This window comes from Ruegeria sp. BHSA191 (assembly GCF_059613325.1).
Genome location: NZ_JBXWSH010000004.1, coordinates 88,581 through 104,308 on the forward strand (window position 1 = coordinate 88,581; position 15,728 = coordinate 104,308).

Annotated in this window: 15 protein-coding genes and 1 riboswitch; of the genes, 3 read left to right on the forward strand and 12 right to left on the reverse strand. The window is 64.1% G+C overall.

Going from position 1 to position 15,728, the window contains the following annotated elements:
• Window positions 1-27: 27 nt before the first annotated feature.
• Window positions 28-1,398, reverse strand: a complete 1,371-nt coding sequence (locus AC2FNS_RS05745; RefSeq protein WP_496711719.1) for a tetratricopeptide repeat protein — start codon at window positions 1,396-1,398, stop codon at window positions 28-30.
• A 295-nt stretch (window positions 1,399-1,693) separates the two neighbouring features.
• On the opposite strand from AC2FNS_RS05745, the gene AC2FNS_RS05750 reads away from it, so the two are divergent.
• Window positions 1,694-2,485, forward strand: a complete 792-nt coding sequence (locus AC2FNS_RS05750) for an inositol monophosphatase family protein (protein WP_496711720.1) — start codon at window positions 1,694-1,696, stop codon at window positions 2,483-2,485.
• Between the two features lie 3 nt (window positions 2,486-2,488).
• On the opposite strand, the gene AC2FNS_RS05755 is transcribed toward AC2FNS_RS05750, so the two are convergent.
• The 5 genes from AC2FNS_RS05755 to AC2FNS_RS05775 all read right to left on the reverse strand — a co-directional run bounded on the left by AC2FNS_RS05755 (window position 2,489) and on the right by AC2FNS_RS05775 (window position 9,123).
• Window positions 2,489-3,055: a histidine phosphatase family protein gene (locus AC2FNS_RS05755; protein WP_496711721.1), complete on the reverse strand. Its 567-nt coding sequence runs from the start codon at window positions 3,053-3,055 to the stop codon at window positions 2,489-2,491.
• Complete coding sequence (locus AC2FNS_RS05760) at window positions 3,056-4,129, reverse strand: ABC transporter ATP-binding protein (RefSeq protein ID WP_496680166.1); 1,074 nt, start codon at window positions 4,127-4,129, stop codon at window positions 3,056-3,058.
• Complete coding sequence (locus AC2FNS_RS05765) at window positions 4,126-6,342, reverse strand: ABC transporter permease (RefSeq protein ID WP_496711722.1); 2,217 nt, start codon at window positions 6,340-6,342, stop codon at window positions 4,126-4,128. The genes AC2FNS_RS05760 and AC2FNS_RS05765 overlap by 4 nt, the downstream gene beginning before the upstream one ends.
• Window positions 6,343-7,368, reverse strand: coding sequence for an ABC transporter substrate-binding protein (locus tag AC2FNS_RS05770; RefSeq protein ID WP_496680169.1), 1,026 nt, complete (start codon window positions 7,366-7,368; stop codon window positions 6,343-6,345).
• Window positions 7,369-7,461: 93 nt separating this feature from the next.
• Window positions 7,462-9,123 (reverse strand): Na/Pi cotransporter family protein, encoded by a 1,662-nt coding sequence (locus AC2FNS_RS05775; protein WP_496711723.1) that lies wholly within the window; start codon window positions 9,121-9,123, stop codon window positions 7,462-7,464.
• A 167-nt stretch (window positions 9,124-9,290) separates the two neighbouring features.
• Here AC2FNS_RS05775 and AC2FNS_RS05780 point away from each other — a divergent pair, with 167 nt between their 5' ends.
• Window positions 9,291-10,106, forward strand: coding sequence for a DeoR/GlpR family DNA-binding transcription regulator (locus AC2FNS_RS05780; protein ID WP_496797392.1), 816 nt, complete (start codon window positions 9,291-9,293; stop codon window positions 10,104-10,106).
• Between the two features lie 130 nt (window positions 10,107-10,236).
• Here AC2FNS_RS05780 and AC2FNS_RS05785 read toward each other — a convergent pair whose 3' ends face one another.
• From AC2FNS_RS05785 to AC2FNS_RS05795, 3 genes are all read right to left on the reverse strand, one after another.
• Window positions 10,237-11,421, reverse strand: coding sequence for a CaiB/BaiF CoA transferase family protein (locus AC2FNS_RS05785; RefSeq protein WP_496711724.1), 1,185 nt, complete (start codon window positions 11,419-11,421; stop codon window positions 10,237-10,239).
• On the reverse strand, window positions 11,408-13,027 hold the full coding sequence (locus AC2FNS_RS05790) for a thiamine pyrophosphate-binding protein (protein ID WP_496796361.1): 1,620 nt from the start codon (window positions 13,025-13,027) through the stop codon (window positions 11,408-11,410). The genes AC2FNS_RS05785 and AC2FNS_RS05790 overlap by 14 nt, the downstream gene beginning before the upstream one ends.
• 79 nt (window positions 13,028-13,106) lie before the next feature.
• Entirely contained in the window at window positions 13,107-13,568 is a 462-nt protein-coding gene (locus AC2FNS_RS05795; RefSeq protein ID WP_496711726.1) for a DUF302 domain-containing protein, read from the reverse strand.
• A gap of 144 nt (window positions 13,569-13,712) precedes the next feature.
• Between AC2FNS_RS05795 and AC2FNS_RS05800 the strand changes: the two genes are divergently transcribed.
• Window positions 13,713-14,057 carry a DUF1636 family protein gene (locus AC2FNS_RS05800; protein ID WP_496711727.1) on the forward strand — a complete coding sequence of 115 codons (345 nt, stop codon included), beginning with the start codon at window positions 13,713-13,715 and terminating at the stop codon, window positions 14,055-14,057.
• Here AC2FNS_RS05800 and AC2FNS_RS05805 read toward each other — a convergent pair.
• The 3 genes from AC2FNS_RS05805 to AC2FNS_RS05815 all read right to left on the reverse strand — a co-directional run bounded on the left by AC2FNS_RS05805 (window position 14,045) and on the right by AC2FNS_RS05815 (window position 15,477).
• Window positions 14,045-14,539 (reverse strand): hypothetical protein, encoded by a 495-nt coding sequence (locus AC2FNS_RS05805; RefSeq protein WP_496711728.1) that lies wholly within the window; start codon window positions 14,537-14,539, stop codon window positions 14,045-14,047. The two genes, AC2FNS_RS05800 and AC2FNS_RS05805, sit on opposite strands and share 13 nt — an antisense overlap.
• A gap of 64 nt (window positions 14,540-14,603) precedes the next feature.
• A complete protein-coding gene (locus AC2FNS_RS05810; RefSeq protein WP_496680183.1) occupies window positions 14,604-15,302 on the reverse strand; it encodes a CbtA family protein in 699 nt (232 codons plus the stop codon).
• A 4-nt stretch (window positions 15,303-15,306) separates the two neighbouring features.
• A complete protein-coding gene (locus AC2FNS_RS05815; protein WP_496680184.1) occupies window positions 15,307-15,477 on the reverse strand; it encodes a CbtB domain-containing protein in 171 nt (56 codons plus the stop codon).
• A gap of 36 nt (window positions 15,478-15,513) precedes the next feature.
• A riboswitch (cobalamin riboswitch) is annotated at window positions 15,514-15,722 on the reverse strand.
• Window positions 15,723-15,728: the final 6 nt, after the last annotated feature.

Here is a 15,728-nt window from a genome sequence, read left to right on the forward strand (position 1 = left end):
GGTCTCGGGTCCTTCTTGGTCTTGTCGTTATTCTGCAGGCACGCTTTGCGCATCCGACTGGTCGCGCGCGGCGTCGATCAGCGCACGCCGGGCTAGGGCATAATTGTCCTCGGCGCCTCCGCGCTTGGCCCGCCTGTCGTCCAGAATGCGCTCGACCGCGTCGAACCGCCCCGCGCGCAGGCCGGAATCGATGGTGATGCGTTCGAAGACGTCGCGTTGCGCGTGGCTGCCGCCCGCCAGCTGCATGCTGTCGCGCGCGGCCAGCAGGTGGTCAAAGGCGCGGGCATGGTCGCCCTCTCCGAACGCCTCGAGCCCCTTGGCAGCCGCTAGGCCGGGATCGGCCATGCGCCTTGCCGTGTCGGTCTCGGGGGTCTGGGCATCCTTGTGAATGCGCCCCAGCAACTTGGCCGTGGCATCGGCGCGGCTGTCTCCGGTAAGGGCCAGCAGATAGTGCAGATCGGCAAAGATCAGGCAACCGTCCTCGGTGCGCGCCGCGCTCAGATCGGCCAGTTCTTCCCACCTGCTGCCGACATCGACGCCTTCCAGTTCAAGCCGCGACAGCAGCGAAGTCGCGTTCGAGATGTCGCGGTAATCATCCGTCTTGTCCTTGCGGATCTCGTGATCGTAGAGCGCGATCACCTGATCGACCTGACCCAGATCCAGATGCATCAGCGCCTTGTGCCACCAGACGTGATAGCGGAAATTGTTGCAATGCGCCCAGGCTGCCTCGCGCCCCGCGAACCAGTCCAGGCCGGCCTTGGCGTTGCCGGTCATCTCGTGCACATGCGCCACCGCGTGCAGGCCCCAGGCATCGTCCGACACCATCCATAGCGCCTGCCGGCCCGCGATCTCGGCCTTGTCATAGTCGCCGGTTTCCTCGAGCGCGAAGGAATGGCAGCCCAGCAGATAGCCGCGGCCCGGATGATCGGGCGCATAGGCGGGCAGGACCCGCTCGATCGAGCGGCGCATACCGGCCGCGTCGCCTAGAACGAACCGGGTGGCATGGCTGAGCTTCATGGCCAGCGCGTCCTCGGGGTGGGCGCGCAGGATGGTCTCGAACGTCTGGATCGCGCGCGACGGATGACCCGCCAGCCACTGATCCAGGGCGTCCAGATACAACGCCTCGCGCGGGGTGATCGGCTGGTGATCGGCGGCGGCGCGGGCGGTTGCGGCGGCCTCGTGGGCGACAGCCGTCATTTCGCGCCGGCCCAGCAGCACCATGAACAACCCCTTGACCGCATGGCCCAGCGCAAATTCCGGTTCCAGTTCCAGCACTCTGCCCAGATGCTGGGGTGTTACGGCCGCGTGGGCCAGGAAACCAAGCAGCACACCGTTCCACGCCTCGACCGCGATCGGGTCGGTCAGGGTGTTCATCTGTCCAAAAAGGTCTTGTTTCATGCTTGGGTCCAATCCGGCTGCGCAAAGTGACACCTCTGGGCTTAGCAGAGTGTTCGGGTGCGACGTACCAGTATCGGGCCTGCTCTCGAATTGGTGAAAGCCCGTGTGCGGCAAACGCGAAAAAATCCGCCTGTTCCGGCACATTTTCAGCAACTTGCCGCCGAAACGGGCCAGAGTGTTTCAGTTGCAGGCTGTGTTTGCCGCGCGATCACCCAGAGGTATCTCGCAAGGGACGGTCGGTTTGCCTTTCGGGGCCACAGTTGCCACAGTACGGCGCATAACATGGAGGTGCCCCGTGACAAACGACCTGACCCGCAAGGATTTTGCCGTTGCAATCTGCAAGCAGGCCTGTGAACTCGCCATGCGCTATTTTGCGGATCGCAGTGCGCTGGTCGTCGACCGGAAGGGTGCGCAGGACTGGGTGAGCGAGGCCGACCGGAATGTCGAGACCTTCATTCGCCAGAAAATCGCAGAGACATGGCCCGAGGATGGGGTGGTGGGCGAGGAACACGGCCGCACGCCGGGGACCAGCGGCTTTGACTGGGTGATCGACCCGATAGACGGCACAACGAATTTCGTCAATGGAATCCCGGTCTGGACGGTGGTTCTGGCAGGGGTCGCTGATGGGCGGACCCAGATCGGCGTGATCCATGATCCGAATGTGCACGAAACCTTTGCGGCCGCGCGCGGTGGCGGCGCTACGCTGAACGGAGCACCGATGCAGGTTGCTTCCGGCATCGCGTTGAACTCGGGCACGGTGGCGGTGGGCTATTCGAACCGGATCGAGGCGCGCCATGTCGTGCCGATCGTGTCAGACCTGATTGCGCGCGGGGCGATGTTTCACCGCAATGCCAGTGGGGCCTTGTCCCTGGCCTATGTCGCGGCGGGGCGGTTGTTGGGCTATGTCGAAGAGCACATGAACGCCTGGGACTGCCTGGCGGGGCAACTGATGATCGCCGAGGCCGGTGGCTGTGTCGAAGATCAGGATGCCGATGCCATGATCCGCCAGGGCGGCCGCGTGATCGCGGGCACGCCCGACGTGTTCGACACCCTGCGCGAGATCGCCGAGCAGGCCTGGGCGGACTGACCGCTAGCCGATTGAGCGCCACCCGGTCCGAGGCCGCAAGGTTGCCAGATCCGCGCGCCAGAAATGTCCTTGGAAAGGTTGGTCGAATTGGCGGTCGATGGGCCGGTGCGACAAGGCACACCACAATAGCGTGCCGACGGCCCCATGGGTCACGACCGCAAGATCCGCACCGTCATGCGTTGCGACAATCCGGGAAACGGCATCGAGCATCCGGGTCTGCGCGGCGCTAGCGGTTTCCCATCCGCAAAAGCTCTGGTCGGGCTGGGCAAAAAACGCGTCGGCCGCGCTTTCGAACACGGTGTGGGGCAAATATCCTGTGGCGCTGCGATCATTTTCGCCCAAGGCCGCGTTTTGTGCCACAGGCAAGGCGCGAGGCGCCGCAAGGATCGCAGCGGTTTCGCGGGCCTTTCTTTCGGTGCTGACCCATATACGTGAAACTTTGTCCATTTCGGGGCTGGCGGCGAATGTCTTGGCCCGGCGGCGGCCCCGGTCGCACAGAGGCCAGTCCACCACCAGGATGTCGGGGTCGACGACGACTTCGGGGTGCGTGATCACCAGCAGGTCGGGCATCTATGTCTCGGGCAGCAAGACCGGGCCTTTGTCGGCGAAGGCCATCCGCACCTGCGCGCCAGGGGCCAGCGGGGTGTCCACGTCCTCGTGCACCGCGAAGACCTGGCCGAAATTGCCGGTCAGCGTGTATTCCATCCGCACACCGACATAGGTTGCTTTGGCCACCGTGGCCGGAATTCCCCGCTCGGCCCCGATCACCAGCCGCGACGGGCGGACGGCGACGGTGCCCGGCCCTTGGGGCAGCCCGCGGGATGGCAGGGAATGGCGATAGCCTTCGATTTCGATCGTTGCGGTTTCGCCTTCGATGGCAACGATCTGACAGGCCAGCAGGTTGGCCTCGCCGATGAAATCGGCCACGAAGCGGTCGTTGGGGGCATCATAAAGCTGTCGGGGCGTTCCGATCTGGGCAATGGCGGCGTTGCGCATCACCACGATCTCGTCCGATACGGCCAGTGCTTCTTCCTGGTCATGGGTGACATAGACCACTGTCAGGCCGAGATCCTGCTGGATGGCGCGGATGTCCTCGCGCACCTGGCGGCGCAGCTTGGCATCCAGATTCGACAGCGGCTCGTCGAACAACAGTACTTGCGGTTCCAGAACCAGCGCACGGGCCACAGCGACCCGCTGCTGCTGACCACCCGACAGTTCCGATGGCAACCGCGCGTCAAACCCCTTGAGGCCCACCAGATCCAGCCCCTGCAACGCGCGGCTGCGGGCCTCGTCCTTGCCGAAGCCCGAAAAGGTCAGGCCATACATGACGTTTTCCAGCACGCTCATGTGCGGGAACAGGGCATAGGACTGGAACACCATCGACACGTCGCGGTCGGTCGCCGGTAGCTTTGTCACGTCGCGGTCGCCGATAAGGATGCGGCCCGAACTGGCCATCTCGAGCCCCGCGATCATGCGCAGGGTCGTGGTCTTGCCGCAGCCCGACGGACCCAGCAACGTGACCAGCTTGCCCGCTTCGACATGCAGGTCGATGGCGTCGACGGCGACGACATCCTTTCCGAAAACCTTGGACACGCGTTCAAAGCGGACCGGGGCGGCCTTCGAGCCGATATGAGTGTCGGTCATGGCAATGTCTCCGTTTCGTGCACTGTGCGCCGCCCGATGCGGACCCGGCCCACCAGAAGTTGCAGCAGCCCGACCGCCGCTAGCATCACGAAGATCAGGGTCGTGGAATAAGCGATGGCCAGGCCATAATCGTTGTTCTCGACCCGCCCGATGATATAGCTGGTGGCCATGTCATATTCGGCACTGACCAGGAAGATCACGGCCGAGATGGCGGTCATCGCGCGGACGAAGCTGTAGACCAGCGCTGCCAGGATCGCCGGCCGCAGCAGCGGCAGGATGACCCGCCGGAAGGTCTGCCAGGAATTCGCCCCCAGCGTCAGCGAGGATTCATCCAGGCTGCGGTCCAGCTGTGACATGCTGGCGATGCCGGCGCGCACACCCACCGGCATGTTGCGAAAGATGAAGCTGACCACCAGGATGACACCGGTTCCCGTGATCTCGATCGGGGGCACGTTGAACGCCAGAATATAGCTGACGCCGATCACCGTGCCGGGAATGGCAAAGGACAGCATGGTGCCGAATTCGAAGGCGTTCTTGCCCGCAAAATTCTGCCGGGTCAGAAGGTAGGCCGTCACCAGACCCACGGCGGCGGTCAGCGGGGCGGCGATGGCGGCGATGGTTATGGTGGTCCAGAAACTGTCCCAGGCGGCGCCGGTCCAGCGCATGCCTTCCGCGTCCAGCCGCACCGAGAAGGCGGTGACGTAGTGCTTGAAGGTCAGCGTGTTGTTGACCCCCCACAGCTCGACCACGCTGCCGTAGACGATCATCGCATAGACGACCACCGTGAACAGCGCCCAGCCCAGCGCGATTACCGCTACCGGGATCGACAGGCCCGTGGGCATCAGTGGATGCACACCGGAATCGCCCTTGCCGGTCACGGTGGTATAGCTTTTCTTGCCCAGCCAGACGCGCTGGGCGTAGAAGGCCGACAGGGTAAAGAACAAAAGCACCATCGCCAGCACCGCCGCGCGGCCCTGATCGTACTGGGCGCCGACGATGGCAAAGAAGATCTCGGTCGACAGCACGTCGAAATTGCCGCCAAGAACCAGCGGGTTGCCGAAATCGGCCATGCTCTCGATGAAGCCCAGCAAAAAGGCGTTCGCCAGGCCCGGTCGCATCAAGGGCAGCGAGACGGTTCTGAAGGTCTGCCACCGGTTGGCCCGCAAGGTCTGTGCGGCCTCCTCCATCGAGGGCGAGACACCCTCGACCACGCCGATCAGCACCAGGAAGGCGATGGGCGTGAAGGCAAGGGTCTGTGCGATCAGGATGCCTGGCATCCCGTACAGCCAGCGCGTGGGCTGGGTGCCGAACAGATCGGCGACGAAGCGCGTTACCGATCCGGACAGGCCGAACAGCAGGATCAGCGCCAGTCCGATCACGAAGGGCGGGGTGATGATAGGCAGCACCGTCAGGGCGCGCAGCGCTCGTTTGTAGCGAAAGCCCGACCGGGTGACGACCAGCGCGAAACACAGGCCCAACGCGGTGGTGAGCAGCCCGACCAGAACCGCCAGCACCAGCGAATTCCAGGCCGCACCGCATTTCGCGCCCCACAGGCACCCCAGCCCCCACAGCCGGTCGTCGAAGAATTTCGAGAAGAAGACCGCCGCCGAATAGGCCCCGTCCTCGGTCACGAAGGCGGCAAACAGCATTCTGGCGATCGGGAAGAAGACAAAGGCGGTGACGATGGTGATGACGCCGCCGATGGCGCTGACGACGAACACGTCTCCGTTCACAGCGCCGCGCGCGGCGATCCCTTGGGTCAGCAAAAACAGAAAGCTCGAGGCGCAGATCATCGCGCCATAGCCCATGCCGAACTGCCGGTCGCCCAGCTCTCCGAACAGGGCGGTCAGCCAGTCGAAGTTGAAACCGCGGATGCCGATGCCGAACCCCTGCGCGATCAGCCAGGCAAAGCCGAACGCCCCCGATAGGATCAGGATGCGGGCGTGCAGCGGGTCGGATTTCGGCCGGCCCAGCGCCAGCAGTGGCAAGGCCAGCGCAAGGACCATCGGCGCCAGCCAAAGCTTCTTGCCCTGTGCAATCAGAAAGGCCGCGGGGGCATAGTCGTCGTCAAACGGATAGCCATCGACCAGCCAGTGGAACGACCAGAAGCCGTCCTCGACCATGTACCACGGCAGCAGGCAATAGCCGACCCACCCGGCGGCGATCCAGAAGATCAGCACCGAATGGGCCGTTTTTGTGGTGGAACGCGTCATTTACTGCGGCAGAACCGAAACCTCTTCGTCCCATTTCTGCAGCAGGCGTTTGCGTTCGTCGGACGAGCCGTATTTCTTGAAATCATAGTCGATCAGCTTGATCTGGCTCATGTCCGGCGCGCTGTCCGAGGTCTTGGCCGCCTTGTTCGACGGTACTTGGAAAGCGTTGACCTCGAGCGCCAGGTTCTGCGCCTCAGCGCTCAAGGCCCAGTCATAGAATTTCTTGGCTTCTTCGACGTTGCGGGCGCCGTCGATGATCGACATCGACCCGATCTCGTAGCCGGTGCCTTCGCACGGGGCGACCACCTGGATGGGAAAGCCCGCCACGGCTTGTTTTACCGCGTCATGCATGAAGACGATCCCGATGGTCGTCTCGCCACGGGCCGCCGCCTTGATCGGGGCCGAGCCCGATTTGGTGTATTGATTGATGTTCTTGTGCAGGCCCTTCATGAAGTCGAACCCTTCGTCCTCGCCGAAGATCTGCACCATCGAGGCCAGCGTCGTGTAGGCGGTCCCCGACGAGTTCGGGTTCGCCATCTGGATATGGCCCTTGTATTCGGGCTTGAGCAGATCCTTCCAGCAGGACGGCTCGGCCAGGTTGTTGGCTGCCAGCAACTCGGTGTTGTAGCCATAGCCCAGCGCGCCCGAATAGATGCCGATCGTCCGGTTTCCGGCACTTTCGGCCTGCGCGAGCGCCCAGTCATGCAGCTGGTCGCGCATGGGCGAGAGATACTCCATCGTCAGGCCCTCTTCTGCGGCCTGCAAGTGCGGATCACCCGTACCGCCCCACCACACGTCGCCCTTGGGGTTGGACGCCTCGGCGCGGATCTGGGCAAAGGTCTCGCCCGAGGATTTGCGTGTCATGTTGACATCGATGCCGGTGGCGTCCTCGAAGCTGCGCGCCATCAGCTGGCACCAGTCTTCCTGCGCCGAGCAGTACAGGGTCAGCTTGTCCGCGTAGGAGGCCGAGACCGAGGTGGTCAGGGCCACGAGTGAACCTGCGAATGTCAGTGTGAGTCGTTTCATGTCTTTCCTCCCAGTTGCATGTCGGTGGCCGGGTTGGCCGCCTCGTACTCGTCCTCACACGGTCTTGCGCCGCTTTGTTTCAGTCCGCTTCCTTCAGGATGCGCCTCCGATCTTGCGGGGGCGGGCCAGTCGGCTGCCCAGCAGATCACCGGTTTCCTCGGCGATCGGATAGGCCACGAAGGCGAGGGCCGCGTTCACCTGCTTGAGCAGGCGCAGTGTTTCTTGATGGATGTTCGTGGTTTCAATGCTGGCCGCCGCGCCGTTCTGCAGACGTTTCAGGTGCCGTTCCTGCAGGTTCTGTTCCTCGATCCGGATCCGGTCCTTCTCGGCCACCAACTGACGAGCGGCCTCGGCGTCGCCGGTTGTCAGAACGCTTAGCGCCAACTGGCCGTTCGTAACGACCTGATCGTGAAAATGTTCGATGTCGGCCAACCCTTCCTTGGAAAAGGTCAACGCTTCGTCGGCCAGTTTTTGCGCCACCGCCACCAGGTTGACCGCGAGCCGGTCGGCGGCCTCTTCCAGGTTGTTGGCCGTGGCCACAATGCCCAGCGATTTCTTTTCCTGCTCCGGCGTCAGGTCGTTTTCGCGCATGCGCGAGATGTAGATCTTGATGGCGAAGTGCATCCGGTCGACCTCGTCCTCGCGCAGCTGGATCACCCGGACTAGTTCCGGATTCCAGTTCCGAAACAGTTGAACCACCGGCACCAGCATGGCCTGCACCGTTTCTGCCATACGCAGCAGCTCGCGCTGTGCGCAGGCCATTGCCAGGGGCGGGTGGTCGAGGGCGCCGGGATCCAGCGCCGAAACGCTTTCGGTGGTTGACGCCGCGTGGCGCGGTAGAAACCTGTCGACCAATGCAACCAGAGGTTCGGTCAGCGGCAGTGCGACCACCAGAAGGATGGCGTTCAGCAGGATATGTAGCAGGACAACCTGCTGGCCCGGCGCAGCAGCGAGCATGTCCATGTTCAGTATCCCGGCCAGCAGCAGTGTCAGGGCAACCAGCGTCAGACCCGCACGTGCCACGAGGTTCGATAGAACCACCAGCCTGGCCGGGCGCTCGTGTCCCCACAGCAGGGCTACCGGAATCACCGCTCCGCCCAGATTGGCCCCGATCACCAGTGCGGCCGCGACCGGGGCGGCGATCAGTCCCGATGCAGTGAAGGTTGCGAACGTCAGTACCGAGGCCAGGCTGGAATGCATCACCCAGGCCAGCAATGCGCCGATCACATAGGCGCTGAGCAGATCGTTCTCAAAATAGGCGGCAATGCTCTGGACGATCGGGTTGGCCCCGATCGACGCGGTGGCCTCGCGGATCATGCCAAGCGACAGCAGCACCAGGGCAAATCCGATCACGATGCGGCCGACCTGTTTGGTCTTGCGGCGCTGCGCCTTCAAGAAGGTGACCACGCCCGCAAGCAAGGCAAAGGGTATCACCGCCTCGACCGGCAGGAACAGAACCTGCGTCATCAAGGCCGAGCCCAACTCGGCCCCCAGAATCAGGGCCAGAGCCGATTGTGCCGCCAACATCCCCGATACGGCGAATCCCGCGCCGATCAGGGCCACCGCAGTCGCGCTTTGCATCAGCATGGCCGTCAGGCTGCCGCCAAGTGCGGCCGACAGCTTGCGTTCGGACAAGGTTTTCAGTCCACGCTTCAGTTCTGGCAGAAAGGCGCGTTCGATGCCCGTTCGGATCAGCCGGACTGACCACAACAGCAGCGCCACCGCCGCCGCGAGATGTGTGGCAAGTACGATCATGTGGAAGTCGCCCGCTTCAGTCTTTGGTGGCGCATTGTTGACCAACCGCGTTTGTATTCTCGAAGTTTGGCAAGTGTCACCACCGATTTGAGGGTTTTGCAACAAAATATTTGCAAAAATGCTGGAAAGCCCACAGTTTTGCCATGTTGACCGGGCCGGAGTTCAAGATGTCAAACACCAAGGCAAAACAGAAAGACGCCAGGAAGGGAAAGGACCGGCTGAAGAAATCAGACCGGCGGCGCCAGATCCTGCTCGAGCTGAAATTGCGGCCGCATGTCCGGATCAGCGATTTGGCCCGCAGCTTCAACGTCTCGACCGAGACCGTCCGGCGGGATTTTGACGCCCTCGCCAAGGATGGCCTGCTGGCGCGCGCGCATGGCGGGGCCTCGACCGCGTCGCAGGGCCATTACCCCAGCCTTGACGAGCGTACGGCCGCCCGCGCCGCCGAGCGTACGCGTATCGGGGAAACGGCGGCTGCGCTGGTGCAAGAGGGCGACACGGTAATGATCGACTCCGGGTCAACAACGATTCAACTGGCCCGCGCTCTGGCGTTGCAGGGGCGGTCTTGTACGGTGATCACGAACTCGATTCCGGTCGCCGCAGCGCTGGGTGACAGCGCGGCCGACGTGATCCTCTGTCCGGGGGAATTCCTGCCGGCTGAATCGGCCGTGATCGGCGCCGATACGCTCGAGTATCTCTCGCGGTTCAATGTCGATCGCTGCCTGATCGGCGCGACGGGCCTGACCGACGAGGGGGTGTCGGAGGCGATCAGCGGCTTTGCGGCGATCAAGAGGACGATGCTGCAGCGCGCGGCCAACAGGCACCTGCTGATCGATGCGCAGAAATTCGGCTGCAAGGGTTTGGTCCGCGCCGGCGCGCTGGCCGATTTGGACAGCGTCGTGGTCGATACCGCGCCGACGGGGCCGCTGCGCGCGGCGCTCGACGCTGCAAACGTGGAAATCGTGTTGGTGGACTTTGGCTGAAACCGGCAAGCTCTGGTCCAAGAAGGGCCGCACAGAGCCGCGCCAAACTTCCGTTGTCCAACTTTGCGCCCAGTTCAGTGTGATCGTCAGGGCGATGGCCCCACATACGCCCAATCAAGGCAGTTCCTGGTCATGCTTCGAACGGGTCGTCCGCGTCCAGGACGGCTTGGGTATCCGCCGCAAAGGTCGGAGGTGCCGTTCGATAGGTCACGGGCGTGCGGGACAGCTTCAGCGGGTTTCCGATCAGATTGACGGGGGCGGGGCCGGCCTGCATGTCGATCTGCATCTGCCGCGCGGCCACCTGGTCCGAGGCAAAGACCTGATCCAGTGTCTGAACCGGGCCGACCGGCACTTTCAGCGCCTCGAGGCCATCGATGATGGCCTTGGTGTCCAGCCGCTGCAGCGCGGGCCGCAGAACCGCGTTCAGGGCATCGCGGTGTTCCAGCCGGGCCGGGTTGGTGGCGAACCGCGCATCGTCGGGTAGGTGATCGAGGTTCAGAAAGCCGCAGAAGCGCCGGAACTGGCTGTCATTTCCCACGGCCAGAATGACGTGGCCGTCGGCGGATTCATAAACATCGTAGGGCACGATGTTGGGGTGCCCATTGCCGCGCCGCTGTGGAACCTGGCCCGAGGTCAGATAATTCACGCCCTCGTTGATCAGCCATGCGATCTGGCTGTCGACCAGCGCGATGTCGATCTGCTGGCCTTCGCCGGTCTGATCCCGGTGGCGCAGCGCCGCCAGAATGCCAACGGTCGCGTACATGCCGCACATTACGTCGGCGATGCCCACGCCCACTTTCATAGGGGCTCCGTCCGGTTCGCCCGTCAGCGACATGATCCCGCCATAGCCCTGCGCCATCAGGTCATAGCCAGGCTTGGCCGCGTTCGGGCCGGTCTGGCCGTAGCCCGAGATCGAACAGTAGATCAGCCCCGGAAAGTCGCGCGAGAGGGTTTCATGGTCCAGCCCGTATTTGGCCAGCCCGCCGGGTTTGAAGTTTTCTATGAAGATGTCGGCATGGGAAGCCAGCCGCCGGATCTGTTCCTGCCCCTCTGGCGTGGCGATATCGATGGCGACGGACTTCTTGTTGCGGTTCGCGGCCATGAAATAGGCGCTTAGGTCGGTCGGGTTGCCATCCGCATCGGAGACATAGGGCGGCCCCCATTGGCGGGTGTCATCGCCCCCGGTGGCCGGGTTTTCCACCTTGATCACGCTGGCTCCCAGATCGCCCAGCAGCTGCGTACAGGTCGGGCCGGCCAAAATGCGCGACAGATCCAGAACCTTGACGCCCTTCAGCGGCCCTTCAGATGCGGCCATCATAGCCTCCGCGGTCGATCTCGGCGGCGATCACGGTGAACGTGTCGGCGGCCATCGCGGCCTTCAGCGCCGCCCGCAGTTCGGCGCGGTTGCGCACGGTGTGGCCGTTGCCGCCGAACGCCCGGCCCATCGCGGCATAGTCATGCCGGTCGAAATCGACGCCCCGGTTGCCCATCTGGCGCTGGCGTTGTTTCAATTCGATCAGTGCCAGGCTGGCATCGACAAAGACCAGAAAGATCGGGTTTCCGCCCATTTCTGCGGCGGTCGACAACTCACCGGCCACCATCAGGAAACCGGCATCGCCGGAAAAACTGATCACCGGTCGGTCTGGTTCGGCCAGTTTCAAGCCGATCGCCATTGGAACGGCGCAACCCATCGTGCACAGCGCCGACGACTGGATCAGGCCGCGCGCTTCGGAGCATTGCCACATCTGGCTAAGGAGGATGCGGTGCGCGCCGCTGTCGGCGGTGGCCAGTGTTTCGGGGGGCAGGGTGTCGCGGGCCTCGGCGATCACGGCGGCGGGGCCCCAGTCGTCATCGGTCGGAAAGGCCGCAGCCAATGCGGCCTTGACCTGCGCCGGTTGGCCTTGGGGCCAAGTCGGTCGTGCAGGGTTGCCCTTGGCGATCGCCTCAAGCGTGGCGCCGGTATCGGCCACCAGGTTCAGCCCCGCCTGGTGCATGTAGTGGTCATTCGCCACGGCCGAGATGTCGATCACGCGTTTCTCGTCCGGGTCCCAGATCTCGCGCCAACCTGGGCGCATTTCGATCGGGTCGTAGCCCAGACACAGGATCAGGTCGGCCTGTTCGACCAGCGGCACAAGGAGCGCGTCGGCCAGGGGCGACAGGCCCGCACCGCCCAGGCACAGCGAGTGATCCTCGGGCACCACGCCCTTGGCCTTGTAGGTCGTGACGAACGGGATGCCGAAATGTTCCAGAAACGCCCGCACAACGCTGCGCGAGTCGTCATACAGCACGTCCAGCCCGATGATCGCCAGCGGACGCTCGGCCTCGGCCACCCAGCGGCGGGCCTTCTCGAGGCATGTCCCCTCGGGCGCGACGCGGGCGGCCCGGGTCAGCCGTCGGCGTTTGGTGACCGACACCCGGGTATCGGCGACGGAAATCGGCACGTCGATATGCACCGGTCCCGGTCGAGGCTGCGTGGCCAGCGACACGGCCTTGTCGGCGATGATGTCGGCGCCCTTGGCCGTCAGGGTGAACGTACCCTTGGTGATCGAGCGATAGACCTGCGCGTGATCCATGACCTGATGGGTATAGGTCAGCGCCTCGTCGGCATCGACGCAGCCGGTCAGCACGATCATCGGCACCCGATCCTGCAGCGCGTTGGCCACGACATTGATGCCGTTCATTGCCCCCGGCCCCAGAGTCGCCACCAGAATCGCTGGCGCGCCGTCGCGGTGGTGCACCGCCTCGGCCATGAAACCAGCGGAGTTTTCGTGCTTGGTCAGGTGAAAGGTGATCCCGGCCTGTTCCAGTGCATCGACCAGTGTCAACACCTCGCCTCCGGGCATGCCGAAGGCGTGGCGGCACCCGGCCTCGTACAGCCGTTGCGCCAGAAGGTCCGCAGCGCGGGGGGACAGGTCCTGCATCGAACAAGCTCCGTAAGTTCCGTTGCGCAGCAGATTGCGGAGGTTCCGGGCCGGCGCAAGCCGCATCACGTCAGTGTGACTAATTGACAGCCATCTCGGCGATGGCGGCGAACTTGGCGTCCAACTCTGCGGCGATCGCGGTCAGGGCGCCGGTGCCATCGGTGTAAGGGGTAAAGACCAGGCTGGGCGTCTTGTAGGACAGCGTAGCGGTTCCGTCCTCGTTTTCCGTGACATAGAGGCGGATCGGCGCCTCGATCATCGCGGGCACCGATTGTTCCAGAACCCGCACCGCATAGTCGTTGTTGAAGACGCCGATGACCCGGTTGCCCGGAATGGTGATGCCGCGCGCGGCGGCGGCCTTGGTCGGCCCGGCCTGGGTGACCACGGCCATCCCGTTTGCCTTGACCGCTGTGATCGTGTCGGCCACCAGCGCGTCATGGGCCTTGGCTGTCGGGTGGACGGCCCAACCCGGCCGGGGTTCGATATCGGCCGCCAGCGCGGGAAGCGCCAGCAGGCCGAGGAAAAACAAAAGAGGTTTCATCACGGGCTCTCCAGGTCGTGGGTGGCCCAAGTCTTCCCGAAATCCCGCATGCGTACAGTCACAATATCGTGGGCGGCGGGCTTGCGCCGGGGGTGCGAAACCCGCACAAGCGACAGTGTGAAACGGAAAAGGCAGGCGAGGGGCATGCGTGTTTTGATCTGCAGCAGCTGCGCGGGCGAGCGCGACCAGCCGGCCGAGCGACAGGCCGTATTGGAAGCCCTGCGCGCTGCGGGACTGGACGTGCAGGTCGAGATCGCCGAGCACGCCTGTTTCAGTGGTTGCAATGAACCGACCGTGGTGGCGATGCAGGGGGAAAGCTTGGCGTCTTACGTGTTTTCGGGGATCGATCCGGTTGCCGATGCCGATGACATTGCGGCGACCTGCCGGACCATTCTGAACAGCCCGAATGGCTGGATCGAGGACGCCCGGCCGTGCGGGCGGCTTCGCTTGTGTCTGCGGGCGCGGATCCCTGCGCTTCAGTCCACCTGAACCGTGACCGAGGCGCTGACAGGCACCCCATCCACGGCGAGCGGGCTGTGGCTGTTGGCGTTCAGCGAGACCTCAATGGTCGCTTCGCCCTTGGGCAGGTCCGGAAGGTGCATCCAGTCGCCATAAAGCCGCGCTAGCTTGACGCCGTTCACATAGACATGCGCATGGCCTTCGCCAGGCCTGTCCGCCAATGAGGCGTTCTCCGGAGAGAAGTGGAAGTTCTTTGGCACCACATGCAGGTTCCAACCCGCCATCGGGTCAGGGGTGACGGCGATCTCCAGCCCCGGCGCATCCGGTCCGGCGGGCAGGTTGATGGCGGTGCTGTGATCATGGGCCGTGGCCTCGACGTGATGGCCGCCGTGTTGAGCGGGGTCGGTATGGTCGTGACCGTCGAAGGTGACGCCGTTGGCTGCGGCCAGCACGAACCCGGCGCCCCCGCCAAAGACCAGACCGATCGCAAATAGTGCAAGCGAGCGTGTCATCTTGTTTCCTTGAAAAGCAGATGATCCGCCAGTTGGTCGCCGGCGGATCGTGGGATTTCGGGGATCAGGCCGCGGCTTCGACGCGCTTGCCCTCGCTTTGCCAGAAATACCCGGCAAAAGCACCCAGCAGCACCCAGGCCGCAAGACCCACGCCGAAGGCGCGCGCGGCGAACAGGGCCCCGATCTCGGTCGGAACCGGCCCGGTGAACACGTCGGGTTCCGGCGCGCCGATCAGGTGCGGGGCCATCAGCAGCACGGCCGCGACCAGATAGCTGACGATGTTGCCACCAAAGGCGATCAGCCACAGCGCCACCACGGCAGCCGCGACGGTTGCCCACCACCAGATTTGCCGCGCGAACACATCGGCTGCGGCTACGCCCGGAACCTCGGGGGCCAGGGTGAAACCCGGCGCCAGATGAAAGGCGATGAAACCGGCCAGGCCCCACAACACGCCCGTGCGCCCGTCAACCGGGTGGCCCAGCGCCTCGGCCAGCGACATCAGGGCGACCAAAACCAGCGCATAGCCGGTATAGGTCAGCATGGTGAACACCACGCTCAGCCCGTCGCGGGTCAGGTCCGAGAACATGCCCGGCAGCTCGGGATGGGCCGACACGGCCTCGGCCCCGAAATGCACCAACTCCCCGGATTCATAGAGTTCAGCGTGCAGCAACACGGGCTGCACGAATAGCAACTGCAGCAGGGCGACGATCAACCCGGCTGCGGCACCAGCGAACAACGCGCTGGTCAGAATGCGGCTGAACATTGGTTTAGTGGCAGGGGAAGCCGGTAGCGTGGCGCACGTCATGGGCGGCGTCATGCAGCGCCGATGCCTGAACGTGACCGGCCACGGTAATGATCCCCAGGCCCAAGGCCGCCGCGAACACTGCCGAAAGCATGCCGGCGCGTACCGTTGATGCGGTTTGCGTTTGTGTCGTCATTTTCTGTCCTCCTGTGCCGCCGCACCCGACGGCCGGTGTTTCATTGTTCGCCTGGCAGGTCTCCTGGCTTGCGGGTCAGCGCCTCTGTTCGCCTTCCCCCCGAACGGATCGGGAGTGGCTGGTTGAACAGGGCTCACCGCTTACAGTCGCGGGGGCGGCTTTGGATTTGACCTGCGCGCAGGCCGCACCAAATTCCCTCTTAGCATCCGGATGTCTCCGGCAGGACCAGACCCGTCCATTTAGACGTGAAT

Coding starts and splice junctions, on each gene's coding strand:
- AC2FNS_RS05745 (WP_496711719.1), bottom strand. CDS start 1,398: ATGAAACAAGACCTTTTTGGACAGATGAACACCCTGACCGACCCGATC.
- AC2FNS_RS05755 (WP_496711721.1), bottom strand. CDS start 3,055: ATGCCCGACCTGCTGGTGATCACGCACCCCGAAGTCGTCGTCGACCCC.
- AC2FNS_RS05760 (WP_496680166.1), bottom strand. CDS start 4,129: ATGACCGACACTCATATCGGCTCGAAGGCCGCCCCGGTCCGCTTTGAA.
- AC2FNS_RS05765 (WP_496711722.1), bottom strand. CDS start 6,342: ATGACGCGTTCCACCACAAAAACGGCCCATTCGGTGCTGATCTTCTGG.
- AC2FNS_RS05770 (WP_496680169.1), bottom strand. CDS start 7,368: ATGAAACGACTCACACTGACATTCGCAGGTTCACTCGTGGCCCTGACC.
- AC2FNS_RS05775 (WP_496711723.1), bottom strand. CDS start 9,123: ATGATCGTACTTGCCACACATCTCGCGGCGGCGGTGGCGCTGCTGTTG.
- AC2FNS_RS05780 (WP_496797392.1), top strand. CDS start 9,291: ATGTCAAACACCAAGGCAAAACAGAAAGACGCCAGGAAGGGAAAGGAC.
- AC2FNS_RS05785 (WP_496711724.1), bottom strand. CDS start 11,421: ATGGCCGCATCTGAAGGGCCGCTGAAGGGCGTCAAGGTTCTGGATCTG.
- AC2FNS_RS05790 (WP_496796361.1), bottom strand. CDS start 13,027: ATGCAGGACCTGTCCCCCCGCGCTGCGGACCTTCTGGCGCAACGGCTG.
- AC2FNS_RS05795 (WP_496711726.1), bottom strand. CDS start 13,568: ATGAAACCTCTTTTGTTTTTCCTCGGCCTGCTGGCGCTTCCCGCGCTG.
- AC2FNS_RS05800 (WP_496711727.1), top strand. CDS start 13,713: ATGCGTGTTTTGATCTGCAGCAGCTGCGCGGGCGAGCGCGACCAGCCG.
- AC2FNS_RS05805 (WP_496711728.1), bottom strand. CDS start 14,539: ATGACACGCTCGCTTGCACTATTTGCGATCGGTCTGGTCTTTGGCGGG.
- AC2FNS_RS05810 (WP_496680183.1), bottom strand. CDS start 15,302: ATGTTCAGCCGCATTCTGACCAGCGCGTTGTTCGCTGGTGCCGCAGCC.
- AC2FNS_RS05815 (WP_496680184.1), bottom strand. CDS start 15,477: ATGACGACACAAACGCAAACCGCATCAACGGTACGCGCCGGCATGCTT.